The 13,489-nt window shown below is 54.9% G+C and carries 11 protein-coding genes and 1 pseudogene; all 12 read left to right on the plus strand.

Annotated features, from left to right (window positions below):
• Window positions 1-140: 140 nt before the first annotated feature.
• The 12 genes and pseudogenes from GXX82_11690 (at window position 141) to GXX82_11745 (ending at window position 13,489) form a co-directional block, all read left to right on the plus strand.
• Window positions 141-947 (plus strand): putative sugar O-methyltransferase, encoded by an 807-nt coding sequence (locus tag GXX82_11690; GenBank protein ID NLT23700.1) that lies wholly within the window; start codon window positions 141-143, stop codon window positions 945-947.
• Between the two features lie 21 nt (window positions 948-968).
• A complete protein-coding gene (locus GXX82_11695) occupies window positions 969-1,196 on the plus strand; it encodes a hypothetical protein (GenBank protein ID NLT23701.1) in 228 nt (75 codons plus the stop codon).
• Window positions 1,197-1,351: 155 nt separating this feature from the next.
• Window positions 1,352-2,484: pseudogene (locus tag GXX82_11700) on the plus strand (IS3 family transposase).
• A 52-nt stretch (window positions 2,485-2,536) separates the two neighbouring features.
• A complete protein-coding gene (locus GXX82_11705; protein ID NLT23702.1) occupies window positions 2,537-3,070 on the plus strand; it encodes a glycosyltransferase family 2 protein in 534 nt (177 codons plus the stop codon).
• Between the two features lie 477 nt (window positions 3,071-3,547).
• On the plus strand, window positions 3,548-4,489 hold the full coding sequence (locus GXX82_11710) for an NAD(P)-dependent oxidoreductase (protein NLT23703.1): 942 nt from the start codon (window positions 3,548-3,550) through the stop codon (window positions 4,487-4,489).
• Window positions 4,490-4,502: 13 nt separating this feature from the next.
• Entirely contained in the window at window positions 4,503-5,234 is a 732-nt protein-coding gene (locus GXX82_11715; GenBank protein ID NLT23704.1) for an NTP transferase domain-containing protein, read from the plus strand.
• A complete protein-coding gene (locus tag GXX82_11720; protein NLT23705.1) occupies window positions 5,231-6,304 on the plus strand; it encodes a kinase in 1,074 nt (357 codons plus the stop codon). Before GXX82_11715 ends, GXX82_11720 begins: the two co-directional genes overlap by 4 nt.
• 9 nt (window positions 6,305-6,313) lie before the next feature.
• Window positions 6,314-7,285, plus strand: a complete 972-nt coding sequence (locus GXX82_11725) for a thiamine pyrophosphate-dependent dehydrogenase E1 component subunit alpha (GenBank protein NLT23706.1) — start codon at window positions 6,314-6,316, stop codon at window positions 7,283-7,285.
• Between the two features lie 3 nt (window positions 7,286-7,288).
• Window positions 7,289-8,341 (plus strand): alpha-ketoacid dehydrogenase subunit beta, encoded by a 1,053-nt coding sequence (locus GXX82_11730; protein NLT23707.1) that lies wholly within the window; start codon window positions 7,289-7,291, stop codon window positions 8,339-8,341.
• 3 nt (window positions 8,342-8,344) lie between these two features.
• Window positions 8,345-9,514, plus strand: coding sequence for a DegT/DnrJ/EryC1/StrS aminotransferase family protein (locus tag GXX82_11735; GenBank protein NLT23708.1), 1,170 nt, complete (start codon window positions 8,345-8,347; stop codon window positions 9,512-9,514).
• A gap of 157 nt (window positions 9,515-9,671) precedes the next feature.
• Window positions 9,672-12,041 (plus strand): hypothetical protein, encoded by a 2,370-nt coding sequence (locus tag GXX82_11740; GenBank protein ID NLT23709.1) that lies wholly within the window; start codon window positions 9,672-9,674, stop codon window positions 12,039-12,041.
• A gap of 5 nt (window positions 12,042-12,046) precedes the next feature.
• On the plus strand, window positions 12,047-13,489 hold the full coding sequence (locus tag GXX82_11745) for a B12-binding domain-containing radical SAM protein (GenBank protein NLT23710.1): 1,443 nt from the start codon (window positions 12,047-12,049) through the stop codon (window positions 13,487-13,489).

The following is a 13,489-nucleotide window of genomic DNA, read 5'->3' on the forward strand; positions in this document are numbered from 1 at the left end:
AATTGGCACGCGCCTTGCTGAGTGAAGAAATGTTCCGAAGGTTGAGTAGCCTGTATCATCGGCTGAGAGGCGCTGAGTCCGTTCAGCCGGCACCGCCGGACGACCTCCCCGATTGGGATCTCTGTCTCGGTGACAGCAGGATGGATCCCAGGCTCAAGCTCATGCTCATTGATTTCATCGGGAGGAGCGAGGCCACAATCACATCCGCCTATTGGTCGATTCTGTGCAGGAAGAATGTTGTGCAACTGCTGCATATGGGATACGAGAACTTCAAGCAGACTGTTGCTCTTAACTACTTCACGTGGGTTGTGGGGAAGGAAGATCCTCAGGCGGTCTTTCTCACGACCAACTTGCCCGGACACTTCGTTGCCGATGCAAGGAGGAGGGCACAGAACCTTCCCTCGCATGAGTTCATGACGAGGGAACAGTCAACGTTCTTCGACACGATGACGTATCTTCTGTGGGAGTTTACCCGGGGGACAGTTGGAGGAGAGATGCTCCAGGAACTGGAGGAGCCAGCCGCCGGAAACCCACCGGCTATAGAACTGCATGGAAGAAAAATCTCACAGGACCTCGCAAACTCAGTTCTTGAGTATCATTCTATTTTGCGAGGACTTCCAGATACTGGTCATATAGGGACTATCACGGAGATTGGCGGTGGGTACGGACGTACCGCTTACGTCTTTCTCCGAAAGATGCCGTGGGTCCGGTACATCATGGCCGACATTCCGCCGGCGCTCTACATAGCCGAAAGATATCTGACGGGAGAGTTTCCCGACAGGAAAGTCTTCCGGTATAGGCCTTTCAACGATTTTGCGGATGTGCAGGAGGAGTTTCGGGCGGCGGACCTGGTCTTTCTTATGCCGGACCAGCTGCAGTTATTACCCGACAACTCAACCGGAGAAGACCGGCCATCAACAAGACGCCGATATGCAGGCTGGAGATGAACAGGCAGGGGATAATGGATCATGGCTCCCACACCCTTTTCGTTGAGAAACCTCTTAAGATCGGGTTACCTGATGGCAATGATCTTCGGTAGCCAGAACGGGGAAGGCCAGTTTCACAGGAATGCGTACACGGTTGGAAAGATACGTGGAATCCTCAGGCACCTTGATTTTGAGGAACTGGAGATCTCCCGCTATCGGTGGAAAGGGGACCGGGACCTGATGATCATGGTTCGATCGGCGAAGAAGTAGGGTGTGTGACGTGACGTCCGCACCCTTCTTTTCCATTGGGGTAACCACGTACAACCGCACGGAAATGCTGGTTGGGAGAGCTGGTACAATAAATTCGGACATCGACTTAAGTGGTTTTGCTGCTCTATAATGACAACAGAAAGGAGCAGACGAAGATGACAAAGAGACCACGAAGGAACCACTCGCCGGCATTCAAGGCCAAGGTAGCATTGGATGCCCTCAAGGGAGAAGAGACGATCATTGAACTGTCCCAGCGTTACCAGGTCCACCCGAACCTCATCACGGAGTGGAAGAAACAGCTCCTGGAACACGCCGCGGATGTCTTCTCGAAGGACAGGGGGACCGGCAACAAGAGCCCCGACATCAAGGAACTCCACGCGAAGATAGGGCAACTTGCCATGGAGAACGATTTTTTGTCAGGAGCGCTCGGGCGCATCGGCGATCCGAGCGGAAAGAGATGATCGACAGGGAACATGTCCTGCCCGTGACGACACAGTGCAGGATGCTCGATCTCTCCCGGTCAGGCGTCTACTATACACCTGTCCCTCTCTCCGACAGGGACAGGGAACTCATGCGCCTGATCGACGAGATCCATCTCGAGATGCCCTGGCTCGGTTCGAGGGGCATGAAAAGCGAGCTTAAGAACAAAGGCTGCATATCCGGAAGGATCCACGTCAGGACCCTCATGCGCAGGATGGGCATCGAGGCGATCTACAAAAAGCCCCGCCTCTCGAAGCCCCACCCGGGGCACAGGATCTATCCCTATCTCCTGAAGGGGCTTGATATCACGAATGCGAACCATGTCTGGTGCTCGGACATAACCTACATCCCCATAGCGAAGGGCTTCTGCTATCTCACCGCCGTCATGGACTGGGCAAGCAGGAAGGTGCTGTCATGGAGGCTCTCCAACACGCTCGATCCCTCGTTCTGCATCGATGCCCTGGAGGAGGCGATAACACGGTACGGAACACCGGACATATTCAACACCGACCAGGGAACCCAGTTCACTTCCCTCGACTTTACGGACATTCTTTCTCGGAACGGCATAAGGATCAGCATGGACGGCAGGGGCCGCTGGATGGACAACATCTTCATCGAGAGGCTCTGGAAGACCGTCAAGTACGAGGACATATACCTGAAGGCATATGGCTCCATAGCCGATGTCAGGCAGGGACTGAAGATGTACTTTGAACGCTATAACTCACGGCGGCGCCATCAGGGTCTTGGCGACAGGACGCCCGACGAAGTGTACCTGACCACGCTGCCGGAGGCGAGAGAGGCGGTATGAAACTTGAAGCGGCCAAACCACTTAAAAACCCTTGGAGGGTGTCTGAAAGATCTTGACCATCTCTGAGTGTATCGATTCTGTCCTCAGCCAGTCATTTTCCGATTTCGAGGTGATCGTCGGGAATGACTACCCTTTGCTAAGGATCTCGCACGAACTGCTCGGTATCAGCGACCCCAGGGCCCGTTTTCTGAACTACGCCGAGAATCTCGGTGAACTGGGGAACATGAGGCATTTACTGGAGCAGAGTCGGGGACACTATTTTACGTGGCTCGCTGACGATGATACATACGCGCGCGAGTTCCTTGCGTTGGCTTACGCCGTGCTCAAGAGCCAGAACTTTCCGCCGGTGCTTTTCACCGGTTACTCAATTGGGCAAACACCTCCCAAGGTCGAGAGCGAAGGCTTGTCCTCGCGGGTTCTTGTGCTTTCAGGGAGGAGGTTTCTGAACGGTTACCTGAAGCGTTCCTTCAAGGTAATAGGCTGTTACGGGTTGTTTGACACGAACTACCTGCGGAAGATCGGGGGTATGGAGAGACTGGGCAATGGTTTCTCTCCGTATTCCGACAATTTGCTCGCAATCAGGTAGGCCCTGTGTGAGACCGTCGTTTTGATCGATGTCCCACTCGTATTCTTCCGGACCCATGCAAACTCCATTTCGTATACCAGCGCGGACCTTGATGCCTACCTTTCGGCACAACATGATTTGATTACGAAGAGCGTGGCCGTTCTCATGGATGATACCCTGAAGGAGGATTTCCAGGACAACCTGTCGCTCTTGCTTGAATGGTGCTTCAGAGACTATTACTCGGTCGTCCTCAGGTCTGAGAGGGTGGTTCTCAAACAATGGTTCGCTTATTTGATGGCGATGAAGGAATTCCTGGGGCTTCTTGACAAACGTCATCGCTTTCGCCTGTCCGTGTTTATAGCGAGATTTCCTCCCTTTTCGCTTCCATGGAGAGTGATGTCTATGATCGGTTCCTTGCGTGTTCGTGCTCGCAAGGAATAGGGGTGTCAGGTATCGGATGGGCAGTACAGCGTACACAATGATTAATCAGGAGAGAATATGACGATGGAAAGGATTCTTGTGACAGGCGGTGCAGGTTATGTCGGATCGATACTGGTCCCGGCACTGTTGGAGCAGGGCTACAAGGTCACCGTTGTCGATTCGCTGCTGTTCAATCAAAGTTCACTCCTCGATTGCTGCCCGAACCGGAACTTTGATTTTGTCAGGGGGGACATCTGCAATGAAGGCCTCATGTCGACGCTGGTGCCGGAGCACGATATCATTATCCTCCTTGCCGCCCTTGTCGGTGCGCCGGCATGCAAGGTGAGCCCGTCTCTCACGAACCTGGTGAATTACGAAGCTCACATGAACATCATAAACAAGATCTCGCCGGCGCAGATGATCCTGTTCCCGAATACGAACAGCGGGTACGGAGTGGGTGAGAAGGATGATTTTTGCACCGAAGAGACGCCTTTAAATCCTATTTCGGAGTATGGTATAACGAAAGTCGCCGTTGAAAAGGAGCTGCTTGAGAGGGGAAACGCCGTGACATTCCGCCTCGCGACGGTGTTCGGGGCCAGCCCAAGGATGCGGATGGATCTTCTCGTGAATGATTTTACCTACCGGGCATACAAGGACCGCTTCATCATTCTTTTTGAAGAGCATTTTCGACGGAATTTCATCCATGTAAGGGATGTGGCCAAGGCCTTCATTTTCGGGATATCTCACTACGATCAGATGAAAGGCCAGGCCTTCAATGTGGGGCTCAGCTCGGCGAATCTTACAAAAAGGCAGCTCTGCGAAAAGATCAAGGAACACGTGCCCGACTTTTACATTCACTCTGCCCCGGTGGGAGAGGATCCGGACAAGCGCGACTACATCGTGAGCAACGACAAGATCGAATCCGTGGGTTGGAAACCGGACCATTCGCTGGACGACGGCATCATCGAGCTCTTGAAGGTCTACAGGATATTGAAAGTGAACCCCTTCGCGAATGTCTGAGCAGGTCCTCGAGATGAATGGGACCACGTGCGTCATCCTTGCGGGCGGGCGGGGAACGAGGCTCGATTCCGTTGTGTCCGACAGACCGAAGGTGCTGGCGCAGGTGAACGGAAGACCTTTCTTAACCTTTCTCCTTGACCGGATAGTCCTTTCAGGGGTAAAGGATGTTGTCCTGTGCACAGGGTACATGGCCGACGTGGTGCTTGGAGAGATAGGGTTGGGGTACGGTCCGCTGAGGATAACCCATTCACCTGAAAAGAGACCGCTTGGAACGGCAGGTGCTTTACGGAACGCGCTTCGGCATGTTCGATCCGATGTTTTTGTCCTTATGAACGGTGACTCTTATGCTGATGTCGACCTGCCGGCATACTTCCGGTGGTTCCATGAGCGGAAGAGGGACCTGGGGCTGCTGCTCGCGTCTGTTGACGATGTGAGCCGCTATGGAAGGGTGACCATCGCAGATGACGGTTCGGTGACATCGTTCAGGGAAAAAGGTGAGGACACCGGCGAAGGTCTTATCAACGCCGGAGTTTACATAATGAAGAGAGAGATCGCGGCCGGGATTATTCCCGACGTGACCGTTTCCCTGGAGAGGGATGTATTGCCCGGATTGATCGGTCATTCCTTCTATGGCTATCGCTGGGCGGGCAGATTCATCGACATAGGGACCCCCGAGTCCTACCGCCTGGCGGCAGATGTTCTGCCGGGCAGGGGCTCCATTAAAGAACAGAAAGGATTGTTATGATCATTTGCAGGACACCGTTCAGGATATCCTTCTTCGGGGGAGGGACCGACTACCCCTCGTGGTATTTGAAGAATGGCGGAGATATTCTGTCAACGACGATAGACAAGTACTGCTACATTACCCTGAGGTACCTCCCTCCATTCTTCGACCATCGTATCCGCCTTTCCTATTCGAAGATCGAACTGTGCGAGACCTACGGGCAGATCCAACATCCGGCGGCGCGGGAGATCCTGCGCTTTCTGGACTTCAACAGGGGACTCGAGATCCACTACGATGGAGACCTGCCGGCGCGAAGCGGAATGGGCTCCAGTTCCTCCTTCACCGTCTGCCTCCTCCATGCCATTTACGCCCTGAAGGGTGTCATGGTGAGCAAGGAGAAGCTGGCCATGGAGAGCATCCATATAGAGCAGAACATGGTGAAGGAGACGATCGGATCCCAGGACCAGATCGCGGCCGCTTACGGCGGTTTCAACAGGATAATCTTTGGAGAGGGCGGCAGGATAAGGACGCAACCCGTTACACTCACATCTGCGAGGAAAAAAGAGCTCAACTCGCACCTGATGCTCTTTTATACCGGCATTGCGAGGACTGCCTCCGATGTCGCGAGCAACTACGTGAACGATCTCGCGAAAAAGGAAGGCATTCTCAGGAAGATGCAGGCGATGGTGAAGGACGGGATCGAGATCCTTCAATACAGCGGCAGCGTCCATGAGTTCGGCGAACTGCTCCACGAGTCGTGGATGCTGAAGAGGCAGATCAGCCCGGAGATCACGAATGGTGTTGTCGATGGGTATTACGAACTGGCCCGCGATAACGGGGCCATCGGGGGCAAGATCCTCGGTGCCGGGGGAGGAGGATTTCTCCTGCTCTTCGTACCGGTGTCGGAGCAGGCGAGGGTGAGGAAGGCGCTCAGCGACCTCATTCTGGTGCCTTTCCGTTTTGAATCACAGGGGAGCCAGATAATACTCTACGATCCTCCCGAAGAGGATTACAGTGAAGTGGAAAAGGACCGCGATTCACAAAGACAGGAACAAGCCGAGCACATGAACGGTGGGGCGGTAAAGGACTGAGCTTCTCCGATGACGATATCTCCGCAGACAAAAAAGATGCTCCTTCACACAATGCTGAGGATCAGGATGGTCCAGGAAGGCATTGAGTCCCGTTATCTTGAGGACGAGATGAAAACGCCGGTGCATCTTTGCGTCGGCCAGGAGGCCATTGCCGCCGGTGTGTGTGCCGCCCTCACACGTGAGGACTACATAGCGAGCAATCACAGGGGCCACGGGCATTACCTTGCAAAAGGCGGCGATCTGAAGGCCCTCGTCGCCGAACTGCACGGAAGGGTGGACGGATGCTCGAAGGGGTTCGGCGGGTCGATGCATCTCATCGACACTTCAGTCGGTCACATGGGAAGCTCCTCGATAGTCGGGGGATGCATATCCATAGGAACGGGCCTGGGACTCGCGATCAAGATGAAAGGGACGGATCAGGTCTGTGCCGTCTTTTTCGGTGATGGGGCCGCGGATGAAGGCGTCCTTTATGAGAGCATAAACTTTGCGGTGCTTAAGAGGTTGCCCGTGATCTTTATCCTGGAGAACAACGGGTGGTCGGTGTGTTCCAGTGTCTCCGCGCGGCAGGAGGGCAGGAACATCTTTCATTATGCCCCGCCGGACCGTTTGTTTACGGGTCTGATAGACGGGAACGACGCTCTGGCCGTCTACGAGGCGGCGACCGAGGCCGTGGAGAGAGCGAGGAAGGGACTTGGGCCCTCGTTCCTGGAGTGCCTCACGTATCGTATCCTGCCCCATGCCGGGTGCGCAGCGCAGGATGCAAGCGGGTATCGCGACCAGGAGGAGATAGATGCATGGAGGTCGCGGTGTCCCGTGGAGAGGCTGAAGACGGACCTGGTGGAGGGCGGCATCCTGTCTCCGGAGGATGTTGCCGGCATGGAACAGGAGGTTGCCGGAGAGATAGAAGAAGCTTTTGTTTTCGCGAAGAACAGCCCGAAACCCGATTCGGGCGATCTTGAAAAGAACCTTTTCTGCGAGTGAGCGATGCCCTGGTCAAAGATAAAACCGGAAGATCACGAACCTGAATTCCTGAAGGATCATCGGGAAGAGGGACGAAGGATACCGTACTCCGAGGCGGTCCGTGAGGGCCTGAGGCAGTCTCTGGCCCTTGATCGGAGGGTTTTCGTGATGGGCCAGGGGGTTGATGACCCCGCGGGCATGTTTGGAACGACCAAAGACCTTCATGTCGAGTTCGGGACGGACCGGGTGTTCGACACGCCGTTATCCGAGACGGCCCTGACGGGTATAGCCGTGGGGGCGGCGCTTGCCGGCATGAGACCCGTCTATTTCCACAACAGGCCCGACTTTCTCACGCTCGCGATGGATCAGATCGTGAACCACGCGTCGAAGTGGTACTACATGTTTGGTGGAAGGGTTTCTGTGCCGCTTGTCGTGTGGGCTTGCATCGGCCGCGGCTGGGGGTCGGCTGCCCAGCATTCGCAGGCGCTTCAAGCCTTCTTCTTTCACGTTCCCGGCCTGAAACTGATCATGCCGAGCACATGCTTTGACGCGAAGGGCCTCATCATCTCTGCTGTCAGGGACAACAATCCAGTCGTGATAATAGATCACCGTTTCAACTTCAAGCAGATTGGCCCGGTGCCGGAGGAAATGTATTACGTGCCCATCGGAAAAGGGGCGATCAGGAGGAAAGGCAGGGATGTTACGGTGGTCGCGATGTCCCACCTCGTTATTGACTCGTTCCGTGTGTCCCAGGAGCTGGAGTCGGAGGGGATAGATGTGGAGCTAGTCGACCCCCGGACGTTGAGGCCCCTGGACGAGGAGATCATACTCGCCTCCGTGGCGAAGACAGGAAGACTGGTCGTTGTTGACTGCGGCTGGAGGACGGGGGGAGTGGCGTCCGAGATAGCCGCCGTGGTCGCCGAAAAGGCGTATGGTTCCCTGAGAGCGCCCATAGCCCGCGTCACCTGTCCCGACGTGCCCACGCCTTCCGCATGTGAGCTTGAGGATGCTTTCTATATAGACAGGAATGAGATCAAGCAGGCCATTTTGAAAACCGTTCATTATAAGGGAGACTGATCTATGGAGCTGAACTGGCCCCTGATGGAGAACAACATCACCGATGAGGACATCGATGTCCTCATAGAGTTTCTCAGGCAAAGACCCAGGCTCACGCAATCAGGCAACGTCCAGGCCTTTGAATCGGAGTGGTCGCGTTGGCTGGGTGTGCGGTACAGTGTATTCGTCAACTCCGGGGCTTCCGCCAACCTCATCACCATGGCGGCGGTGCGGCACCTCTTCGGACCGGGAGAGGTCATCGTTCCCACGCTGACATGGGTCTCCGATATCGCGTCGGTCATCCAGAACGGTTTGAAGCCCGTGTTTGTGGACATAGATCCGAAGAACCTCTGTATGAATACGGACGAGGTGCTGCGCAAGGTGAACAAGAGAACACGGGCGGTCTTCCTGACCCATGTGCAGGGTTTCAATGGACTCAGCGACAAGCTCCTTAAGGAACTCAAGAAAAAGAACGTCCCCCTCGTCGAGGATGTGTGTGAATCCCATGGAGCGACCTTCAAAGGGCGGAGACTGGGCTCATTCGGGATGGTGTCCAATTTCTCATATTATTTTGCCCATCACATGAGCACCATCGAGGGCGGCATGGTCTGCACCAACGACAAGGATATCTACGAAACCGTGAGAATGCTGAGGTCCCACGGCATGGTCAGGGAGGCCTCCAGCGAAAAGACCAAAAGGAAATATACGAGGGAACACCCGGACCTGTCGCCTGATTTTATCTTCGCCTATCCGGCCTATAACGTTCGCAACACGGAGATAGGGGCGGTGCTCGGCAGGAGCCAGTTGAAGAGGCTAGACGACAATAACGTGAAGCGCAGCAGAAATTTCAGGTTGTTCCTCGACAATCTCGACCCTCAGAAGTACCGGACCGACTTCGACCTCACGGGCAGCAGCAACTACGCCTTTAACCTTGTCCTGAAAAACCCGGATGTGAAACTGCGCAAAAGGGTGGAAGACGCCATGAGAAGCGCGGGGGTCGAGTTCCGCAGGGGAAGCTCGGGTGGAGGCAATCAGCTGAGGCAGCCATATCTGGCAGGGATCGTGCCCGAGGGAGAATATACGAAATATCCGGAGATCGACCACGTTCATTTCTTCGGGTACTACATCGGAAATTACCCTGATCTGGAAGAAACGAAGATCCTCCAGTTCTGCAAGCTTCTTAACGGTCTCTAGGACCGACCGCTGATAGGAAAAGCTTCCACGTCATTCCGGCCTTCGCCGGAATGACTGACCGAGACTGCGAAGGACTGACGATCGGGTGTGAATAGGGCGCGATGGCCCACTTTACCAACGGGCTGTTAAGTTTCAGAAGTGAGTTGAAAAGACTGATTTGAAAGCAAGCACGAAAAGCATCATATGCCTGGCAGCGGGCCTTGTACTCATGGTCGGCGGGATCGTCCTGTCATCTCCGCCCGGGACGATACCTTTCCTGACGATTTTGCTGGTCACCGTTGCGTTCCTTTGCATTGGAAAGGCTGTCGGTCTGGCCTTCCTCGCTCGCTCCCGCGCCAGGGAAGACGTTGTCTCTTCGACGCTGAAGCAGTATTACGCGATCGTCGTTCTCACGGCCTTCAGCTTTCAGTCCCTTTGCGGCTATTTCTTTCTCGATGGTTTTCCCTTTCATGACAACGTGTCCTTTTACAGTCTCTTTCACGACAATCTCCAATCGTTGAACTACTTCGGCACGCCCGCCTGGTGGTTCCCGCACAATCAATTCGGGTTCCCGGGTTATTTCTACTCCATCCTGGGCAATGTGAACTGCCTGAGTCCCGTGTTCATCACGCTCGCGGCGGTCTTCTGGGCCCTCGGCAGGCTCGGCATTTACGTCACCAACATTATGCCCGTTTACATCTGGTATTTCGGGGCTATAGTGCCCTTCGTATTCTCGCTGTCGGTCTGGTTCTTCGCGAGAAGGATCCTCACATCCACGACGGCCATACTGTTCGTAGCGATAGTCACCGCATTTTCCCCGGGTGTGCTCCTCAACCTCGGTGACCTCGGTCTGCTGGAGGCCGCCGCCTACGGCTTGCTGCTCGGGGCCTCATATATCCAGTTTGTTGAAAAACCGGGGAACAGGAGTTTCCTGATCTTCGTCCTCATGCTTCTCGTCTTTGCCGTTACGATCAACTACGCTTTGATCATCTGGAACCTCCTCTTTCTTTCCGCCCTTTTCTTCGTGATGATGGTCCCGCGCGGGTCAAGGACAAGGATATCGGAAACCTTCAAGAGCGTTTCAAAATGGAAGTGGGCGGTGGTCGCTGTGCTCGTCATTGTCTGCCTGTCCCCTCCGTTCCTGACCCTCCTGCAGAAGGGTGACATCGTCCGGACGACCACGTACGCCGAGAAAGACAACAGGTATCTGCATATGGAAGGTTCGCCGGGGAACCCTCTGGAGGCGCTTATGTCGAGCACTCCGGGAGTGGGATTTTTCGGCAGGAACACCGGTAAGGGACCCTACGTCAATTATCCCGTTGTGGTGGGGAGCGGGTACATGGGATATATCTATCTCGGGTTGATGACGATCCCCCTTCTCATCATCGGTCTTCTCCACGGTAGGTCCGATTGGAGGCTAAGGATCCTCATTTTGCTGATCCTTTTCTTCGGGGTCGTCATGGTCGCCAATTATAGCCCCCTGTTCCTTATGGTCCTCAATCTGAATACGCCTCTGACGAAGAACAGCCATTTCAACGACGTGCTCTACCGGAGCGGTGGTTTTGTCCTGCTGGTGCTGGGGGCGGGCATGGGACTGGAGGCGCTGCTGAAAGGCACCGATCTCTACAGGAAGACCTTGCTCACGCTCATCGCGTCCGTGGCGGTCTCGTTCCTGATCTATCTGCTTCTGAGCAAGGACAATCCTGTGATCCTGGGTTTTCTTATGGGATTCTGGGCGCTCATGACATTTTGTTCAGTCATCGTGCTTCTCTGGCTCAGAAGGGGACAGGACGATGTCTACAGGAATGCGATCACAGGGATGTTCCTGGTGCTTGTCCTGTGTGATGTGTCTACGATGGCGCACATGCATGTCAGGCAGGTGATGAATCCGCATTTCCCCAGGATGGGGGCGGCTTCGCGCTTCGACGCCCAGAACCCGGACAGGATCGGCGTTTCCTTCCGGGTTGCCAACGGACAGGCCGATACGACACTGTCGCTGTCCTCCCTCATGGATCTGCAGCAGAAAGGGATCACATTGGATAAACTGCCTCGTTATGCCTTGTTTGGAAATGCCCATGTCTCGAAGGATGTTTCGAAGACCGATTTCGAAAAAGCGACACGTGGCAGTTCGCTGGCTCTGGAGAGAGAGGTTCCAGAGATGGCATCGGTATCGGACCGGCGGCTGGACCCCGGGCCTGAAAGGGCCGCAGTGTTTGCTGACGGGAAGGTGGAGGAGAACAGGACCTATTCGTCGGTAAACCTGAATGTCAGCACGGACGGGACGGCCCTGCTGTTCATTCGTGACGGGTATCATCCCTACTGGAAGGCGACGGTGAACGGCAAGGATGCCATGATATTCAGGGCCCTGAAGAATTTCAAGGCCGTTGTGGTGCCGGCGGGGGTATCGGTGGTCAGGCTCACCTTCAGGCCTCCCGGAATTGCCCCGGCGACGGCCCTGGCATACCTGTGCATCGTCCTCGTGTTCCTGCTTTTGGCCCGCGAGATGCTCTCACGCGAAGATATGACTACAGCAGCGGGAGGAGTGTGACGGCCATGCAGGGCATAAGAGGGAAGAAGGTGCTCCTTATCGAACCGGCCGGCAACCTGCCTTTTTACATCCTGCCGCTCGGTCTTGGTTTCCTCAAGAGCAACGCCCCGGACCATCATGACGTTCGGATCTACGATTGCTCTCTCAAGGGGGTGTTTTCGGATTCTCCCGACCTCCTGCGCGAGATCGCTGAGTACGGGCCCGATGTGGTGGGCGTGTCCGCATCGATGCAGACATACAGCGAGGCGGTCCGCATCGTCAGCAAGGTCAAGTCCGTCAGCAGGGATATTGCCACCGTCATGGGAGGGGCCCACCCTTCGATCTTCGGCGAAAAGGTCATGGAGAACGAAGATCTTGATTTCATATTCAGGGGGGAGGCCGAGTTGATGTTCGGTGCCTTTCTGGACCGGTTGGGGACCGAAGAAGGGTTCGATGGCATCAAGGGGCTGGGGTACCGCAGGAACGGCCGGGTGGTCCTCAACGACATCAACCTCGAGGCGGACATCGACATGATCAGGTACCCTGATTACAGACACATCGGTCTCGATGAGTATATAAGGAACGGGTACAGCTACGGCGGGTTTTATGGAAAGAGCGCGCCGATATGGATAACGAGGGGGTGTCCTTACGGCTGCAGTTTTTGCTCGGCATCACTTATCAACGGGAAAAAGATCAGGCGCCACTCGATACCCTACATCATGAACTGGATCGATCATCTGTACCGGGAGCATGGCATCAGGCAATTCGCCCTCGTGGATGACAACTTCACCTTTCAGATGGACTACGCGAAGGAATTCTGCAGGACCGTTATCGATCTCAGGGAACGAGGGCATTTTTCCGAGAAGATCTATTTCGCGACACCCAATGGCGTGAGGATAGACAGTCTCGACGATGAACTGATCGCGCTCATGAAAAAGGCCGGATGGAAGGGATTGTCCATCGCCCCCGAGAGCGGCTCCAAAAAGACCCTGAAGAGGATGAGAAAGACCCTTGATCCCGACAAGGTGCCCGGTGTTGTAAAGAGGATCAAGAAACAGGGTCTTGATGTGAGGGCTTTCTTCATAATAGGTTATCCGGGCGAGACGAGGGATGATGTAAGGCAGACGATACGGTTGATCAGGAAGTCGAAGATCGATGCCATCATCCTGGGGAAGTTCCTTCCCATACCCGGCACGCCCATATTCAACGAACTCGTGAGGGACGGGGAGATTTCCGCGGATTACATGCCTCAGAGCATATTCAAGTTCGTCATGCCTCTGTCGAAGAGCAAGGAAGAACATATCTACTCGCCCGCGGGTCTCGAAGACCTCAACACATTTGCCATATTTCTGAGGGAAAGCGTCCTGCTCGCGTTGAGAAACCCCAACAGCATAGCCTTCTACTTCAAATATTACGGGTTCTTTAACCTGCTCAAGAAATTGCTTCAGGCAATGAAAATAATAAAATAG

The organism is Syntrophorhabdus sp. (assembly GCA_012719415.1).
GTDB lineage: Bacteria > Desulfobacterota > Syntrophorhabdia > Syntrophorhabdales > Syntrophorhabdaceae > Delta-02.

Bases quoted from the DNA above. Each gene is read 5' to 3' on its own strand.
- GXX82_11690 (NLT23700.1), top strand. From the start codon at position 141: ATGGATCCCAGGCTCAAGCTCATGCTCATTGATTTCATCGGGAGGAGC.
- GXX82_11695 (NLT23701.1), top strand. From the start codon at position 969: ATGGCTCCCACACCCTTTTCGTTGAGAAACCTCTTAAGATCGGGTTAC.
- GXX82_11710 (NLT23703.1), top strand. From the start codon at position 3,548: ATGACGATGGAAAGGATTCTTGTGACAGGCGGTGCAGGTTATGTCGGA.
- GXX82_11715 (NLT23704.1), top strand. From the start codon at position 4,503: ATGAATGGGACCACGTGCGTCATCCTTGCGGGCGGGCGGGGAACGAGG.
- GXX82_11720 (NLT23705.1), top strand. From the start codon at position 5,231: ATGATCATTTGCAGGACACCGTTCAGGATATCCTTCTTCGGGGGAGGG.
- GXX82_11725 (NLT23706.1), top strand. From the start codon at position 6,314: ATGACGATATCTCCGCAGACAAAAAAGATGCTCCTTCACACAATGCTG.
- GXX82_11730 (NLT23707.1), top strand. From the start codon at position 7,289: ATGCCCTGGTCAAAGATAAAACCGGAAGATCACGAACCTGAATTCCTG.
- GXX82_11735 (NLT23708.1), top strand. From the start codon at position 8,345: ATGGAGCTGAACTGGCCCCTGATGGAGAACAACATCACCGATGAGGAC.
- GXX82_11745 (NLT23710.1), top strand. From the start codon at position 12,047: ATGCAGGGCATAAGAGGGAAGAAGGTGCTCCTTATCGAACCGGCCGGC.